Genomic DNA, 16,219 nt, shown 5'->3' with positions numbered 1-16,219 from the left:
CAGTCCGGACGCCGCCGGCACGGCCGACGACCAGGAAGGGTGCCGCGCCGCCCCGGTGACCCTCTAGGGTGCGGACATGCCCCGCTCCATGGCCGACCTCTCCTTCCGCCGCGCCCAGTGGGAGCAGCGCTATGCACCGCACGTGGCTCCCGTGAACCGCTGGGTCGACGAGCTGCGGAACCCCTACGGACGCGGCTGGCTGCCCTACGTCGCTCCCCTGCACGGCGGAGTGGAGGCGCGCGTCCTCAGCGTCCTCCGCGATCCCGGCCCCGCCACCCAGGACGGCGTCGGAAGCGGCTTCCTCTGCACCGAGAACGACGACCCGACGGCGGAGATCATGGCCGGGCTGATGGACGAGGTGGGCCTCGCCCCCGCCGACCTGCTGCCATGGAACGCCTACCCCTGGTACATCAACCAGGCGCCGAACGCCGAGCAGCTCGACGCCGGCGTCGAGACCGTCCTGCATCTGCTCGCGCTCGCCCCCGACGTCGAGGTGGTCCTCCTGCAGGGCGGCGACGCCGATCACGGCTGGCGGCGCCTCCTCAGGCGACACCCGGCGATCGAGCGCGAGCGCGGCCTCACGGTGATCCGCACCTTCCATCCGTCGCGACAGGCGCTCTGGGCACGGGATCCCGCCGAGCGGGAGGCGCGCTCCGCTCGACGTCGCGAGGCCATCGCCGAGGTCGCCGCAGCGCTCCGGTGAGCGGTCCGCAGCGTCACGACGAGGCCCGGAAACGACGGAAGCCCTGACGACGACCAGTGGTCTCATCAGGGCTTTCCGTCGGGCTGACAGGATTTGAACCTGCGACCCCTTGACCCCCAGTCAAGTGCGCTACCAAGCTGCGCCACAGCCCGTGGCAGACCGGGCCGAGGCCCGGGCAACTCGACTACCTTAGCGGATGCCGACGCCGGAAGTGAAAACGAGCGGGCCCCGTAGACTCGCTGGGCGGAACGCGTCGGCACGGGTCGACGCGCCGTCGGCAGCTCGGGAGGCGTCAGCAGTGGATGCGCGGCAGAAGCGATCACAGGTGGCCCTGCACCGGGCGATCGTCGAACTCGCGACCGGCCGCGACGTCGCCACCCTCACCGTCTCCGAGATCACCGATCTCGCCGGCGTGAACCGCTCCACCTTCTACGCCCACGCCTCGTCCGCCGCGGAGCTGCTCTGCGCCGCCCTGCAGGACGAGCTCGACGCGATCCGGGAGGGCTACCTCCAGCAGCTCCGGAGCGGTGCCGCGACCGACGCGAGCATCCGCGAGGGCACCTCCCGCGTCCTCGGCCACCTGGACGGCCACCGCGACCTCTACCTCCGCGCCTTCGACGCCCCCGGCGGGGACTCGGGCCTCCGCGCGATGCTGGCAGGGCACTTCCGCACCGCCGTCTCCGCGACGCTCGACACGGGGATCCTCGACGTCCCGGCCGCGGACGCACCGCTCGGCTTCCTCGAGGACGCGACGGCCTCGTTCCTCGCGGCGGGCTCCGTCGGCCTGATGGAGCAGTGGCTCCGTCTGCCCGCGCCCCGCGATCCCGGCAGCTACCTCGCCGCCTACCGACGGCTCCTGCCGCCGTGGTGGCCCTTCGCCACCGGCGACTGACCGGCCTCGTCGGGCGCCGCTGCGCAGACGCTCGCCGAGAGAGTCGACCGCTCGGCTCGAGGGCGGCCGCAACTCCGCAAGCCGGACCGCGCGGCTCCTCGCTCCCTCTCGAGAGAGCTGTCCCGCTCGGCCGTGACGCCTCGGCAGCAGCATCCGCCCGCGCGACTCGATCGCTGCTCCTCCCGGAGACGCGGACGGCCCGCGGGAGGAGCTCCCACGGGCCGGACACGGTGCGGCTGCGCTCAGCGCGCGCGCTTCTCGCGGACGCGCATGTTGACGTTCACCGGCGACCCCTGGAAGCCGTAGATCTCGCGCAGGCGGCGCGCGATGTAGCGGCGGTAGCCCGGGTCGAGGAACCCGGTCGTGAAGAGGACGAATGTCGGCGGGCGCGACGAAGCCTGCGTGCCGAAGAGCACGCGGGGCTGCTTGCCTCCGCGGAGGGGGTGCGGGTGCGCCGCGGTGAGCTCGGCGAGGAACGCGTTGAACTTGCCCGTCGGGATGCGCGTGTCCCACGACTCGAGGGCGAGCTCGAGCGCCGGCACGAGCTTCTCGAGGTGGCGGCCGGTGCGGGCCGAGATGTTGACGCGGGGCGCCCACGCCACGTGGGCGAGGTCGGTCTCGATCTCGCGCTCGAGGTAGCGGCGGCGCTCGTCGTCGAGGAGGTCCCACTTGTTGAAGGCGAGCACGAGCGCCCGGCCCGACTCCAGCACCAGGTCGATGATGCGGACGTCCTGCTCCGAGATCGGCTGCGAGACGTCGAGGACGACGACGGCGACCTCGGCCTTCTCGAGCGCCGTCGAGGTGCGCAGCGACGCGTAGAAGTCGGCGCCCTGCTGGAGGTGCACGCGGCGGCGGATGCCCGCGGTGTCGACGAAGCGCCAGACCTTGCCGGCGATCTCGACCTGCTCGTCGACCGGGTCGCGCGTGGTGCCGGCGAGCTCGTTGACGACGACCCGCTCCTCCCCCGCCGCCTTGTTGAGCAGGCTGGACTTGCCGACGTTCGGGCGGCCGAGGATCGCGACGCGGCGCGGCCCGCCGACCTCGCGCTTGGCGACGGCCGACTCCAGAGGGAGCTTCTCGACCACCGCGTCGAGAAGGTCGGCGACGCCGCGGCCGTGGACGGCCGAGACGGGGCGGGGCTCGCCCAGGCCGAGCGACCACAGCGAGGCGGCGTTCGGCTCCTGGCGGGCGTCGTCCACCTTGTTGGCGGCGAGGAAGACCGGCTTCTTCGTCTTGCGCAGCAGCTTCACGACGTGCTCGTCGGTCGCGGTCGCGCCCACGTTCGCGTCGACGACGAAGATGACGGCGTCGGCGAGGTCGATGGCGATCTCGGCCTGCATGGCGACGGAGGCGTCGATGCCGCGGGCGTCGGGCTCCCAGCCGCCGGTGTCGACGATGGTGAACGCCCGGTCGATCCACTCCGCCTTGTAGGACACGCGGTCGCGCGTGACGCCCGGGGTGTCCTCGACGACGGCCTCGCGGCGGCCGAGGATGCGGTTCACCAGCGCGGACTTGCCGACGTTGGGGCGGCCCACGATCGCCACGACCGGGAGTGCGGGGAGGTAGCGGACCTCGTCCGAGTCCTCCCCGGCGAACTCGAGGAGGTCGAGGTCCTCCTCGTCGAGGTCGTAGTCCTCGAGTCCGCTGCGGAGCGCCTGCGCGCGCGAGGAGGCGAGCTGCTCGTCGAGGTCGCCGAGGCGCTCGACGAGGTCGTCGTCTCCGAAGTTCAGCTCGTCGTCACCGACGTGCGTGTCCTGTGCCATGACCGGCCCTTGCTCTCGAAGTTCGGACCTCGGCGACGACCGCGTCGACGGTCTGCTCGAAGTCGAGATGAGTGGAGTCGAGAAGAGTGACTCCTTCTGCGGCGTTCATGAAGTCGACCACCTGCGAGTCGGCGCGGTCCCTCGACCGCAGCGCCTGACCCGTCGCCTCGGCGGATTCCGTGGTGACCTCGCGCGAACGCCTGGCCATTCTAGCCTCTTCGCTCGCCGTCAGCAGGATCCGGACCGGAGCGGTCGGTGCGACGACCGTCGTGATGTCGCGGCCCTCGACGATGATGCCCTCCCGGCGCGTCTCGCCGATGATCCTCCGGAACAGCAGGGTGATCCTCCGACGGACCTCGGGGACCTTCGCCACGGCCGAGACCCGCGCGGTCACCCGGGGCTCGCGGATGGCGGCGGTCACCTCGGTCGGACCGACCCACACCGAGTACGACTCGGGGTCGGTGCCGATGGAGTAGTCGAAGCCGTCGAGCGCGTCGACGATCGCGTCCTGGTCCTCGAAGTCGAGGCCGCGGTCGAGCCCGTGCCAGGCGAGCGCGCGGTAGGCCGCTCCCGTGTCGAGGAACTCGAAGTCGAGGCGGCGGGCGGCAGCCCTCGACACGCTGGACTTGCCGCTGCCGGCCGGGCCGTCGATGGCGACCACGACGGCCTCGCCGAAGTCGCCCTGCTCGGCGGCCTCGGAGCGCGCCTCGCGCTCGGGAGCCGCGCCCCCGTCCTCCGGGATGCTCTGCTGTGCCCGGCGGGCGGGCGTCATCCTGTTCAGGCCGCCCTCCTGCCTGTTCTGCTCGGTGCTCATCCGGCGATCCTCCAGCCGCGTATGGTCAGTTCTTCGGTCAGCGGCGCGACCGCTTCGGGCACCACCGAGATCTCGGCGAGACCCACTCGGCGCCCCTGCGCGTGCTCGAGGCGCACGTCCTCGAGGTTGACGCCCGCCTCGCCGATCTCGACCAGGAGTCGCGCGAGGGTTCCGGGAGAGTCGTCGACGAGGACGATCAGGGTCGAGAAGCGCTGGTCCTGGCCGTGCTTGCCGGGCAGGCGCGCCACTCCGGCGTTGCCCGCGGCCAGGTGCTCGGCGAGCACGCGGCGCGAGCCGGGCGCCTCGAGGTCGCGGAGAGCGTCGGCGACCGCGGCGACGTCGTCGCGGAAGGCGTCGAGCACCGCGACGACGTGCTCGCGGTTCGCGGCCAGGATCTGCATCCAGAGCTCGGGGGCCGAGGCCGCCAGGCGCGAGACGTCGCGGACGCCCTGCCCGGCGAGGCGGAGCGCCGCGTTCGGGGCGTCGAGGAGGCGCTGGCCGAGCAGTGACGAGATCACCTGCGGGGCGTGCGAGACGAGGCCGACCGAGAGGTCGTGCTCCTCCGGGTCCATCTCGACGATGGTGCCGCCGAGGTCGAGAGCGAGGCCCTCCACCCGCGCGAGCGCGTCGGGCGCGGTCTCGCCGTCGCGGCAGATCACCCAGGGCCGACCGACGAAGAGGTCCCCCCGCGCGGCGACCGGTCCGCCGCGCTCGCGGCCGGCCATCGGGTGCGAGCCGATGTAGCGGGCGAGGTCGACGCCGCGGGAGCGCAGCTCGCGCAGCGGCTGGGTCTTGACGCTCGCCACGTCGGTGACGACGGCTCCGGGGTGCGCCGCGAGCTCGCGCTCGACGACGCTCGCGGTGACGTCAGGGGGGACGCAGACGACGACGACGGAGGGCCGGTCGTCGGCGGAGGCGGCGCGGCCGGCCCCGTAGTCGATGGCGAGGGAGAGGCTCGCGGGCGAGGCGTCGTCGAGGACGACGTCGATCCCGCGGGAGGCGAGGCCGAGGCCGATGGAGGCGCCGAGCAGTCCGGAGCCGACCACCCGCACCGTCCCGGTCGTCCGCATCGCGGGCGGCGCGGGGTGCAGGAGCTCGTTCACCCCGACAGCCTAGCGATCGGCGCGGCGCTGCTTGTCGGCGCCGGACCGGCGCGGAGGACCGTCGCTCCGCCCGCCGCCGGCGGAGGAGCCGCCGCGATCGGACGACCGTCCCGCCGAGCCGCCGCGGTCGGACGACCGTCCGGACGATCCGCCGCGATCCGAGGATCGCCCGGCCGAGCCGCGCTCCGCCGGGGCGACGCGCTCGCCGCTGTCAGGCCGGGGCCGCCGCGCACCCGCGCTCACCTTCTTCGAGGGGACCGCAGGAGCGGCCGCCACCGCCTCGCCGCCCTGCCGCGCGATCGTGAGCAGCGCGCCCAGCTCCTCCCGGGTCAGGTCGCGCAGATCGCCCGAGCGCAGGGTGCCCAGGTGCAGCGGCCCGAACTGGCGCCGGACGAGCTCGATCACCGGGTGGCCGACCGCCGCCATCATCCGGCGGACGACCCGGTTGCGACCGGAGTGCAGGGTGATCTCGACGAGCGAGGCGTTCGAGCGGCCCTCCGGCCGGCCGAGGAGACGCGCCTTGTCGGCGGCCACCGGTCCGTCGTCGAGCTCGATCCCGGAGGTCAGCGTCGCGATCGTCTGCGGGAGCACCTGCCCGTGCACCTTCGCGATGTAGGTCTTCGTCACTCCGAACGACGGGTGCGCGAGGACGTGGGCGAGCTCGCCGTCGTTGGTCAGCACCAGCAGGCCCGAGGTCTCGGCGTCGAGGCGCCCGACGTTGAACAGCCGCTCCTCGAAGTTCTTCGTGTAGAGGCTGAGGTCGGTGCGTCCGTTCTCGTCCGCCAGCGAGCTGACGACGCCGATCGGCTTGTTGAGCATGACGTAGCGGCGCGAGGTGTCCAGCTGCACCGCGACCCCGTCGACCTCGATCCGGTCGGTCGCCGGGTCGATGCGGCGGCCGAGCTCGTCCGCCACCTCGCCGTTGACGCGGATCCGCCGCGCCACGATCATCTCCTCGACCACTCGTCGGGAGGCGACCCCCGCTGCCGCGAGGACCTTCTGCAGTCGTTCGCCGTCGGGGCCGCTGTCAGGCGCGCTCATCGAATCCGTCTCTTCCGTCGCTCAGTAGGGGGGAGATCTTCGGCAGCTCGTCGAGCGAGGTGAGGCCGAGGTGCACGAGCAGCTGCTCGGTGGTGCCGTAGAGGACCGCGCCCGTCTCGGGGTCGTGGCCGACCTCCGCGATGAGGCCGCGGCCGAGGAGGGTGCGCGCGACGGAGTCGACGTTGACCGCGCGGATCTGCGCGACCTGACCGCGCGAGACCGGCTGCTTGTAGGCGATCACGGCGAGCGTCTCGAGCGCCGCCTGCGAGAGCCGCGTCGGGTTCTGCGTCAGGACGAAGTCCTTGACCACCGGGTCGTACTCGCGGCGCACGTAGATCCGCCAGCCGGCACCGACCTCGCGCAGCTCGAAGCCCCGGCGGATCGCCCCGTCGGCGCCGTCGTAGTCGGCGACCAGGCGCTCGATCGACTGGCGGACCACGGCGATCGGCCTCGACAGCGCGGTCGCGAGGGAGGCGAGCGGCTGCGGCTCGTCCGCGACCATCAGGATCGCCTCGATCGCCCGGTCGATCTCGAACGCGACGGTCCCGGGGCCGGCGTCAGGAGTCATAGTCGGCTCCGAGCGCGGCGAGGCTCGCATCGCTCCACTGCTCGGCGACCCAGCGCAGCGTGAGCTCGCCGAGCGGCTCCGGCTGGTCGAACGAGATCGCGGCGTGCCGGTAGAGCTCGAGCACGGCCAGGAAGCGCGCGACGATCACGCCTTTCTCGTCGGCGTCCGCGATCAGCTCGCCGAAGGTGGCCCTCCCGCGGGCGCGCAGCATCGCCACGACGTGGGCGGCCTGCTCCCGGATGCTGATCTGCGGGGCGTGCAGGTGGTCCAGGCCCACCGTCGGCAGCTCGCGCGGAGCGAGGGCGACGGTCGCGAGGGCGGCGAAGTCGGCGGGCGACAGGGTCCAGACGAGCTCCGGCTTCGCGGACCGGTACTCCTCCTCCAGAGGCACGTCGCGCACGTGGCGGGCGGTCTCGATCGCGATCCGCTCGGCGAACCACGACGACACCTGCTTGAAGGCCCGGTACTGCAGGAGCCGGGCGAACAGCAGGTCTCGCGCCTCCAGCAGCGCCGCGTCCTCCGCGTCCACGAGCTCGCCCTGGGGCAGGAGTCCGGCGATCTTCAGGTCGAGGAGCGTCGCGGCGACGACGAGGAACTCCGACGCGCGGTCCAGCCCCTCGAGCGAGTCGATCCCGTGCAGGTACGAGAGGAACTCGTCCGTCACGGCGCTCAGCGCGATCTCGGTGATGTCGACCTGCTGCTTCGCGATGAGGCTCAGCAGGAGGTCGAACGGACCCTCGAAGTTGGTCAGCGCGAGGTGGAACCCGGTGGGAGCGGCGCGCTCCTCGAGGAGGACCTCAGGCGACCGCGCCACGCGAGATCAGCTCCCTGGCGAGCTTGCGGTACGCCTTCGCGGCGTTGTGCTCGGGCGCGAACTGGGTGATCGGGACGCCGGACACGCTGGCGTCCGGGAACTTCACCGTGCGGCCGATCACCGTCTCGAGCACGCTGTCGCCGAAGGCGTCGACCACCCGGTCGAGCACCTCACGCGAGTGCAGGGTGCGGGAGTCGTACATCGTGGGCAGGATGCCGTCGAGCTCGATCACCGGGTTGAGCCGGTCGCGGACCTTGTCGATCGTCTCGATCAGCAGGGCGACGCCGCGCAGCGCGAAGAACTCGCACTCGAGCGGGATGAGGACGCCGTGGCTCGCGGTGAGCGCGTTGACCGTGAGCAGACCCAGCGAGGGCTGGCAGTCGATCAGGATGACGTCGTAGTCCGCGCTCACCTTGCGGAGCACGCGAGCGAGGATCTGCTCGCGCGCGACCTCGTTGACGAGATGGACCTCGGCGGCGGAGAGGTCGATGTTGGCCGGGATGACGTCCAGGCCCGGCACGCGGGTCCTCCGGATCGCCTCGGCCGGGTCCTTCACGGTGCCGAGGAGCAGGTCGTAGATCGTGATGGCGTCGTAGGTCGTGACCCCGAGGCCGGCCGAGAGGGCGCCCTGCGGGTCGAAGTCGATGGCCAGCACGCGGCGGCCGTACTCGGCGAGGGTCGCGCCCAGGTTGATGGTCGTCGTCGTCTTGCCGACGCCGCCCTTCTGGTTGCAGAGCGAGATGATCCGAGCGGGGCCGTGACCGGTGAGCTCCACCGGCAGCGGGAAGTCGCGCAGGGGGCGGCCGGTCGGGCCGAGCGTCGGGGCTTCGAGACCGGTGAGCTCGGCCTTGTCGTCCGTCTTGCGTGTCACCTGCGTCGTCCTCGCTTCCGTGGCGGCGTGCGCTCCCGCGCGGCCTCCGACGAGTGTACCGGCGCCCCGCTCCCCGGCCGCCGCGCCCCGCCGCGCGGGGCCGCGGCTCTAGCGCCGCGCTCGCGGGTGCGCGGACGTGTAGACGTCCCGGAGCGTGTCCGCCGTCACCAGCGTGTAGATCTGCGTCGTCGCCACCGAGGCGTGCCCGAGGAGCTCCTGCACCACGCGGACGTCGGCACCGCCCGCGAGCAGGTGGGTCGCGAACGAGTGCCGGAAGGTGTGCGGCGAGATCTCCCGGTCCAGCCCGGCCTTCTCGGCGACGGCGCGGATGACCAGCCAGGCGCTCTGCCGCGACAGGCGGCTCCCGCGGACCCCCAGGAAGAGCGCCGGCGTCGCGCGCCCCCTCCGCGAGAGCTCGGGCCGCGCACGGACGAGGTACTCGTCGACCGCCTCGCGGGCGAAGCGGCCGAGCGGCACCATCCGCTGCTTGGACCCCTTGCCCGTCAGCCGCACCACCTCCGCGGCGACCACGTCGTCGACGTTCAGGTCCACCGCCTCCGAGATGCGCGCGCCCGTCGCATAGAGCAGCTCCAGCAGGGCCCGGTCCCGCAGGTCCGCGAGCTCCTCGCCGCGCGCCGCGTCGAGCAGTGCCGCCATCTGCTCGACCGTGACCGCCTTCGGCAGGGTCATCGGGATCTTCGGCGGCACCACGTCCCGGGCCACGTCGTCCGCGACGACCCCCTCCTCGAGGGCGAAGCGGTGCAGCCCTCGGACGCTCGAGAGGATCCGTGCGCGCGAGCTCGCCGCGAGCGGCCGCTCCGGGCGTGCGGCCAGCCAGGAGGAGAACTCCCCCACGTCGACCCGTCCGAGCTGCGCCAGATCGACGGTCCCGCGCTCCTCGAGCCAGCCGAGGTAGAGCTCCAGGTCGCGCCGGTAGGCCGCGAGCGTGTGCGCCGAGAGCCCGCGCTCCACGCTCGCCTGCCGGAGGTACGCCTCGGCGCAGGCGCGGGGGCTCACCCCCGGGGGTGGCGGACCCGCGGGTGGCGCGTCCACGGCGAGGACGCGTCGCCCAGCCCGTCCCAGTCGCGCGAGCGGAACGCGTGCGCCGCGAGCACCGCGATCGTCAGCGAGGGGTTCTGCACCCGGCGGGCGAGGACCGCCTCGACCGCCTCGTCCAGCGGCACCCACCGCAGCTCCATGTCCGCCTCCTCCGCCTCGCGGTCGAAGGCGGAGCCGGTGGACGAGAGCCCGCGGGCCAGGTAGATCCGGATGACCTCGTCGCTGCCGCCCGGCGAGGTGGCGAACTCCGAGAGCAGGTCCCAGCGCTCGGCCTGCAGGTCCGTCTCCTCGCCCAGCTCCCGCTGAGCGGCGACCAGGGGATCCTCGCCCTCGACGTCGAGCAGGCCGGCCGGGATCTCCCACTCGCGGGTGCGGACAGGGTGCCGGTACTGCTTGATCAGGGCGACGCGGTCCTCGTCGTCGAGGGCCAGCACGGCGACGGCTCCCGTGTGATCGAGGAACTCCCGGCGCAGCTCGCCGCCGCCGTAGCGGAACGTCTCGGCGCGGACGCCCCAGACCATCCCGTCGAAGACGCGCTCACTGGTCAGGACCTCCGGCTCGACGAGCTCGTCCGACAGCGGCTCACTCATCGGCGCCCGCCTCCGATGCCGGGAAGAGGCGCGAGGCCTCCTGACGCTCGAGGGCGGCGGTCACGAGGCCGCGGAAGAGCGGGTGCGCGGCGTTCGGGCGCGAGCGGAGCTCCGGGTGCGCCTGCGTGCCCACGTAGTAGGGGTGCTTCTCGCGGGGCAGCTCGACGTACTCCACGAGGTGGCCGTCGGGCGAGAGGCCCGAGAACCAGAGCCCCGCCTCGGCGATCCGGTCGCGGTAGCGGTTGTTGACCTCGTAGCGGTGACGGTGGCGCTCGGCAGCCTCAGGTGCGCCGTACACCTCGGCGACGATCGAGCCCTCGGCGAGCTCGGCCGTGTAGAGGCCGAGGCGCATCGTGCCGCCCATGTCCCCGGACGCGAGGATCTCGACCTGCTCGGCCATCGTCGCGATGACGGGGAACTCCGTCTCCGGGTCGAACTCCGACGACGAGGCCCCCTCGAGGCCGGCCTCGTTGCGGGCGTACTCGATGACCATGCACTGCAGGCCGAGGCAGAGCCCGAGGGTCGGTATCCCGTTCTCCCGCGCGAAGCGCAGCGCGCCGAGCTTGCCCTCGATGCCGCGGATGCCGAAGCCGCCGGGCACGCAGATGCCGTCGAGCTCGGAGAGCGCCTTGGCCGCAGCCTCGGGGTCCTCGAGCCCGTCGGAGGCGATCCAGCGGATGGCGACCTTCGTCTGCTGCGCGAAGCCGCCGGCTCGCAGAGCCTCCGTCACGGAGAGGTAGGCGTCGGGCAGGTCGATGTACTTCCCGACCAGGCCGATGGTGACCTCGTGCTTGGGCTCGTGCACGGCCTCGAGCAGTCGCGACCAGCCGTCCCAGACGACCTCGCCGGCCGGGAGGCCCAGCTGGTCGATGATGTAGGCGTCGAGGCCCTGCTCGTTGAGCATCTGCGGGATCTCGTAGATCGACGCGACGTCCTTGGCGTTGACCACGGCCTGCTCGTCGACGTCGCACATCAGCGCGATCTTGCGCTTGTTCGACTCCGACACGGGCCGGTCGCTCCGCAGCACCAGGGCGTCCGGCTGGATGCCGATCGAGCGCAGCGCCGCGACGGAGTGCTGGGTGGGCTTGGTCTTCTGCTCACCGGAGGCGCCCATGAAGGGCACCAGCGAGACGTGCACGAAGAAGACGTTGCGGCGGCCGAGCTCGTGGCGGACCTGGCGGGCCGACTCGATGAACGGCTGGCTCTCGATGTCGCCGACGGTGCCGCCGATCTCGGTGATGATGACGTCCGGCTGCGGGTCGTCCTCCGACTGGAGTCGCATGCGCCGCTTGATCTCGTCCGTGATGTGCGGGATGACCTGGACCGTGTCGCCGAGGTACTCGCCGGCGCGCTCGCGCGCGATGACCCTCGAGTAGATCTGGCCGGTCGTGACGTTCGCGGCCTGGTTCAGGTTGATGTCGAGGAAGCGCTCGTAGTGGCCGATGTCGAGATCGGTCTCGGCGCCGTCGTCGGTCACGAAGACCTCGCCGTGCTGGAACGGGTTCATCGTCCCCGGGTCCACGTTGAGGTACGGGTCGAGCTTCTGCATGACGACGCGCAGCCCGCGCGCGGTCAGCAGGTTGCCCAGGCTCGCGGCCGTGAGTCCCTTGCCGAGCGAGGAGACGACACCGCCGGTGACGAAGATGTGCTTCGTGATCTTCGAGGGGGCGTCCTGCCCGGCCGTCGAAGCGTTCCGGGTCGAGGACCCGGAGGAGCCCTCGGGATCCGAGGGAGAAGAAGAGGAAAGGCCCGCGTTCGTAAAGTCCACCACGGGGTTCCACCGTAACAGCAGAACGGCGGCGGCGGACCGCCCGGGACGGATCGATGTCGTCCAGGGCCGCTCGCGATCAGCCCCGCCGACTCGATTCGAGGAGCTCCCGCGCATGAGCGAGAGCGTTGGCGGAGTCGGTGAGCCCCGAGAGCAGGCGCGCCATCTCGGACACCCGCTCCTCGGAGTCGAGCTGCGTCACGGCGCTCGAGGTCACCGCGCCGTCCGAGCCCTTCTCGACGCGGAGGTGGTTCGTGGCGAATGCGGCGACCTGCGCGAGGTGGGTCACCACGATGACCTGCGACGTCTCGGCGAGCCGCGCGAGCCGTCGGCCGATCTCGATCGCCGCCGCTCCGCCGACCCCTGCGTCGACCTCGTCGAAGACGAACGTCGGCACGGGGTCGTTGGCGGCGACCACGACCTCGATCGCGAGCATCACCCGCGAGAGCTCGCCTCCCGAGGCTCCGCGGGCGAGGGGCCGGGGTGCGGCCCCGGTGTGCGGCTGGAGCAGCATCTCGACGGAGTCGCGCCCGTGGATGCTCGGCTCCCCCGCGGCCGTCACCTTCACGTGCAGGCGCGCATCCGCCATGGCCAGCGCGGTGAGCTCGTCGCTGACCCGCTCCCCCAGCTCGGCGGCCGCCGCGGTCCGCAGCTCGGTCAGCCGGGTCGCGAGGCGGTCGACGAGGTCCGCGTCGGCCGCGGTGTCGGCCTCGAGAGCCGCGATCCTCTCGTCGTCGCCGTCGAGCTCGAGCAGGCGGAGTCCGGAGGAGTCCACCAGGTCGAGCACGTCGTCCAGCGTCGGTCCGTAGGTGCGGGCGAGCAGGGACAGCTCCGCCCGACGGTTCTCGATCAGCTCCAGGTCGTGCGCGCCGTCGAGGTCGAGCTCCGCCAGGTACGAGGAGAGCCCTCCGGCGGCGTCGACGAGGAGCACCGCCGCCTCGCCGAGCGTCTGGACCGTCGGCTGCAGCGCGGCGTCGTGCTCGGCCGCCCGCTCCAGCACGCGCCGCGCCGTCTCGAGGAGCCCGAGCGCGTCCCGCCCGTCCAGCTCCTCGGACGAGATCGCCTCGCGGGCCTCGCCGGCGGCGAGCCGGAGCTGCTCGATGCTCCCGAGCCGGGCGGACTGCGCCGCGAGCTCGACGTCCTCCCCGCGCTGGGGGGCGACCACCTCGATCTCGGCGAGGGCGGAGCGGAGCCGTTCGGCTTCGCGGGCGCGCGTCTCCCGGGCCTCGGTGAGCGAGTCGAGCTCCTCCCGGTTGGCCCGCCAACGCTCGAAGGCGCTCGCGTAGTCGCGGAGGGCGTCGGCGAGACCGGGTCCACCGAACCGGTCGAGCGCCTCGCGCTGCGCCGCGGCGGAGCGGAGGCGGATCTGGTCCGACTGCCCGTGCACGACGACCAGCTGATCGGCGAGCTCGCTCAGCACGCTGACCGGTGCGCTCCGGCCGCCGACGACGGCTCGCCCGCGTCCCTCCGCCGAGACGGACCGCGCGAGGAGCAGCTCCGGGCCGTCGAGATCGCCGCCGGCGTCGTGGACGCGCTCGGCGACCGGGCCCTCCTCGGGGACCAGCCAGCGCCCCGACACCCAGGCCTGCTTCGCTCCCGAGCGCACCGCGGACGCGTCCGAGCGCGCGCCCAGCACGAGGCCGAGCGCCGTGACCACCATCGTCTTGCCAGCGCCGGTCTCGCCGGTGACCGCGGTGAAGCCCGGTCCGAGCGGGAGCGTCGCCTCGGCGATCACTCCGAGGTCGCGGATCTGCAGCTCTTCGAGCATCGGGCCTTACTCCGTCTCCGCCGACCCCCGCCATCCGCGGATGGGGAGACCGAACTTGTGCACGAGTCGATCGGTGAAGGGGGCGTCGTGCAGGCGTGCGAAGCGCACGGGCACGGGCGAGCGCCGGTAGACGACGCGCGCTCCCGGCGGCAGCTCGTAGGCGCGCCGGCCGTCGGCCCAGAGGACGCCGACGCCGTCGGTCCTCTCCTTGACCTCGACGGCGAGGCTCGACGACGGGCCCACGACGAGGGGCCGCGCGAAGAGGGCATGGGCACTGAGCGGAACGAGGAGCATCGCCTCGACGGTCGGCCACACGACGGGGCCGCCCCCGGAGAAGGCGTAAGCGGTGGAACCGGTCGGAGTGGACACGACGATGCCGTCGCAGCCGAAGCTCGACAGCGGACGTCCGTCGACGCCCACCATGACCTCGAGCATCCGCTCGCGGCTGCCCTTCTCGACGGTCGCCTCGTTGAGCGCCCAGGTCTCGTAGACGACGGCCTCGTCGATCTTGACGCGCACCTGCAGGGTCATCCGCTCCTCGACCGCGTAGTCGCCGTCGAGCGCACGGGCGACGGCGTCGTCGAGATCGTCCCGCTCGCTCTCCGCGAGGAACCCGACGTGGCCGAGGTTCACGCCGAGCAGAGGGGCCGTCCCGGACCGGACGATCTCCGCTGCGCGGAGGATGGTCCCGTCCCCGCCGAGCACGAACACGAGCTCGATGGACTCGAGCGGGACGTCGGACCCGAGCACGGCGACGTCGCTCAGATCCGGAGCGACCGCGACGATGTCGCCCTTGTCGTCGGCGCAGAGGACGGGGTGGGCGCCGGAGTTCCGGAGGCGCTCGACGACGAGGACCGCCGCATCGAGGGAGTCCGTCCGTCCGGTGTGGGCGACGACGAGGATGTTGCGCTCGTCACGAGGGGACTGCATCGAGGGTGTGTCCTTCTGGTCGGTCGACAGCGGCGGACACGATCGCGTCATCCGGTGGTGAGCGCGGTGACCGCGTCCCTCCATTCTGTCGGAATCGTTCCGCGGTCGCGGTGGAGGTGCGCCAGATACTCACGATTCCCAGCGCCCCCCGGGAGTGGCGACTCGGCCAGGCCGACGACGCCGAGCCCCAGGTCCCACGCCGACCACAGGACGTCCGCGAGGGCCTCGCGACGCAGCTCGGGATCCCGGACGATCCCCTCCCGCACTCCCAAGCGGCCGACCTCGAACTGCGGCTTCACCAGCACCACGAAGTCGGCGAGCGGATCCACAGAGGCGGCGACCGGAGGCAGAACCATCCGCAGGGAGATGAAGGACACGTCGGACACGACCAGGTCCGGCACGAGCGCGGTGCTGGCTGCTTCGGCGAGCCGGGCGGCGGTGAGATCCCGCGCATTGAACCCCTCCACCACGTGGACGCGATCGTCGGACCGGATCCGGGGAGCGAGCTGCGCGTGCCCGACGTCGAGGGCGATCACCGAGGCGGCGCCGCGCTCGAGCAGGACCTGCGAGAACCCGCCCGTCGACGCCCCGACGTCGAGAGCGTTCCGGCCGGCGACTCGCACCGTCACGAAGGTGTCCAGGGCGGCGAGCAGCTTGTGGGCGGCCCGGCTGACGTAGTGGTCGAGGCCGGCGACCGCGACATCCTGATCGTCGCGGACGCGGATCGAGGGCTTCAGTCCAGGGACGCCGTCCACCGTCACCAGACCGTCGGCGATCATCCGAGCGGCATGGGTGCGGGACCGGGCGATGCCCCGTTCGGCGAGAGCCGAGTCGAGTCGCGAGTCGTCGGTCATCGGTCGCGGTCCGCGTTCTCGAGTCGGATGCGCAGCTGCTCCTGCAGCTGGACGTATCCGGCCGCCCTCTCGCTGAGCGGAGTCCGCTCGATCCGGAGGAGCTCGTCCGACAGGACGTGCTCTTTCACGGCGTCGAAGCCGTTCTGGAGCGGCCTCGATTCCGGGTAGGGCGTCGGGTCGTGCTGAGTCATCGCTGCTCCTCGTTCCGGAGTCGGGCGACGACGGTCATCGTCGCTCCGGCCGGCCCTGTTCCTCCTCGAACAGAGACCGACCGGTTAAACAGCGATGGCCACCCATTTCTGGGTGGCCATCGTGAATGGTGTCCGGCGGTGTCCTACTCTCCCACAGGGTCCCCCCTGCAGTACCATCGGCGCTGAGAGTCTTAGCTTCCGGGTTCGGAATGTGACCGGGCGTTTCCCTCTCGCTATGGCCGCCGTAACCCTGGCGACACACGCACCCGAGGGCACATGGTCAAATCTGGGTTACACGCCGTGCGTGTATTCAATTGTTCCGCTCCTCCCGAAGGAGGATGCGGGGTGCCCGTCTTCTGGGAACCACAAAGTGGACGCAAGCAATCTCTGACCACTCCTACCAGCCTTTACAACGGTATGAGTGTAGTGATTATCAAGTTATCGGCTTATTAGTACCGGTCAGCTCCGACAGTCTTTAGTCCTGTCTTCC

15 protein-coding genes, 1 tRNA gene, 1 rRNA gene and 1 pseudogene are annotated in these 16,219 nt (G+C 72.1%); 2 read left to right on the top strand and 16 right to left on the bottom strand.

What is annotated here, in order from left to right:
• Positions 1 to 76 precede the first annotated feature (76 nt).
• Positions 77 to 703 (top strand): uracil-DNA glycosylase, encoded by a 627-nt coding sequence (locus C5C36_RS18030; protein WP_104309593.1) that lies wholly within the window; start codon positions 77 to 79, stop codon positions 701 to 703.
• 78 nt (positions 704 to 781) lie between these two features.
• On the opposite strand, the gene C5C36_RS08835 is transcribed toward C5C36_RS18030, so the two are convergent.
• Positions 782 to 855: transfer RNA gene (locus C5C36_RS08835), tRNA-Pro, on the bottom strand.
• Positions 856 to 1,028: 173 nt separating this feature from the next.
• Here C5C36_RS08835 and C5C36_RS08830 point away from each other — a divergent pair.
• Positions 1,029 to 1,595, top strand: a complete 567-nt coding sequence (locus C5C36_RS08830) for a TetR/AcrR family transcriptional regulator (RefSeq protein ID WP_104225419.1) — start codon at positions 1,029 to 1,031, stop codon at positions 1,593 to 1,595.
• A gap of 242 nt (positions 1,596 to 1,837) precedes the next feature.
• On the opposite strand, the gene der is transcribed toward C5C36_RS08830, so the two are convergent.
• The 15 genes and pseudogenes from der to rrf all read right to left on the bottom strand — a co-directional run bounded on the left by der (position 1,838) and on the right by rrf (position 15,976).
• Positions 1,838 to 3,358 carry a ribosome biogenesis GTPase Der gene (gene der, locus C5C36_RS08825; RefSeq protein WP_104263035.1) on the bottom strand — a complete coding sequence of 507 codons (1,521 nt, stop codon included), beginning with the start codon at positions 3,356 to 3,358 and terminating at the stop codon, positions 1,838 to 1,840.
• Complete coding sequence (gene cmk / locus C5C36_RS08820) at positions 3,333 to 4,172, bottom strand: (d)CMP kinase (RefSeq protein WP_244229618.1); 840 nt, start codon at positions 4,170 to 4,172, stop codon at positions 3,333 to 3,335. Before cmk ends, der begins: the two co-directional genes overlap by 26 nt.
• Entirely contained in the window at positions 4,169 to 5,242 is a 1,074-nt protein-coding gene (locus tag C5C36_RS08815; RefSeq protein WP_104222605.1) for a prephenate dehydrogenase, read from the bottom strand. Before C5C36_RS08815 ends, cmk begins: the two co-directional genes overlap by 4 nt.
• Positions 5,243 to 5,557: 315 nt before the next feature.
• Positions 5,558 to 6,316: pseudogene (locus C5C36_RS08810) on the bottom strand (pseudouridine synthase); the annotation flags it as partial.
• Positions 6,303 to 6,884, bottom strand: coding sequence for an SMC-Scp complex subunit ScpB (gene scpB / locus C5C36_RS08805; RefSeq protein ID WP_104238575.1), 582 nt, complete (start codon positions 6,882 to 6,884; stop codon positions 6,303 to 6,305). The gene scpB and the pseudogene C5C36_RS08810, both read right to left, overlap by 14 nt.
• Positions 6,874 to 7,698 (bottom strand): ScpA family protein, encoded by an 825-nt coding sequence (locus tag C5C36_RS08800; protein ID WP_104267431.1) that lies wholly within the window; start codon positions 7,696 to 7,698, stop codon positions 6,874 to 6,876. The genes scpB and C5C36_RS08800 overlap by 11 nt, the downstream gene beginning before the upstream one ends.
• Positions 7,682 to 8,569: a ParA family protein gene (locus C5C36_RS08795; RefSeq protein WP_104222502.1), complete on the bottom strand. Its 888-nt coding sequence runs from the start codon at positions 8,567 to 8,569 to the stop codon at positions 7,682 to 7,684. Before C5C36_RS08795 ends, C5C36_RS08800 begins: the two co-directional genes overlap by 17 nt.
• 108 nt (positions 8,570 to 8,677) lie before the next feature.
• Complete coding sequence (gene xerD / locus C5C36_RS08790; RefSeq protein WP_104238573.1) at positions 8,678 to 9,586, bottom strand: site-specific tyrosine recombinase XerD; 909 nt, start codon at positions 9,584 to 9,586, stop codon at positions 8,678 to 8,680.
• Entirely contained in the window at positions 9,583 to 10,218 is a 636-nt protein-coding gene (locus tag C5C36_RS08785; RefSeq protein WP_104233392.1) for an NUDIX hydrolase, read from the bottom strand. The genes xerD and C5C36_RS08785 overlap by 4 nt, the downstream gene beginning before the upstream one ends.
• A complete protein-coding gene (locus C5C36_RS08780; protein WP_104222604.1) occupies positions 10,211 to 11,875 on the bottom strand; it encodes a CTP synthase in 1,665 nt (554 codons plus the stop codon). The genes C5C36_RS08785 and C5C36_RS08780 overlap by 8 nt, the downstream gene beginning before the upstream one ends.
• 190 nt (positions 11,876 to 12,065) lie before the next feature.
• Positions 12,066 to 13,754 carry a DNA repair protein RecN gene (recN, locus tag C5C36_RS08775; RefSeq protein WP_104222499.1) on the bottom strand — a complete coding sequence of 563 codons (1,689 nt, stop codon included), beginning with the start codon at positions 13,752 to 13,754 and terminating at the stop codon, positions 12,066 to 12,068.
• Between the two features lie 6 nt (positions 13,755 to 13,760).
• A complete protein-coding gene (locus C5C36_RS08770) occupies positions 13,761 to 14,684 on the bottom strand; it encodes an NAD kinase (protein WP_104222498.1) in 924 nt (307 codons plus the stop codon).
• A 47-nt stretch (positions 14,685 to 14,731) separates the two neighbouring features.
• Entirely contained in the window at positions 14,732 to 15,538 is an 807-nt protein-coding gene (locus C5C36_RS08765) for a TlyA family RNA methyltransferase (protein WP_104309592.1), read from the bottom strand.
• Entirely contained in the window at positions 15,535 to 15,729 is a 195-nt protein-coding gene (locus tag C5C36_RS08760) for a hypothetical protein (RefSeq protein WP_104309591.1), read from the bottom strand. The genes C5C36_RS08765 and C5C36_RS08760 overlap by 4 nt, the downstream gene beginning before the upstream one ends.
• A gap of 130 nt (positions 15,730 to 15,859) precedes the next feature.
• A 5S ribosomal RNA gene (gene rrf, locus C5C36_RS08755) occupies positions 15,860 to 15,976 on the bottom strand.
• Positions 15,977 to 16,219: the final 243 nt, after the last annotated feature.

The sequence above is a fragment of the Rathayibacter sp. AY1G1 genome (assembly GCF_002932095.1).
Classification (GTDB): domain Bacteria; phylum Actinomycetota; class Actinomycetes; order Actinomycetales; family Microbacteriaceae; genus Rathayibacter.
Note: the sequence above shows the minus strand (reverse complement) of the source record. Positions and strands in the feature narration are given on the sequence as shown.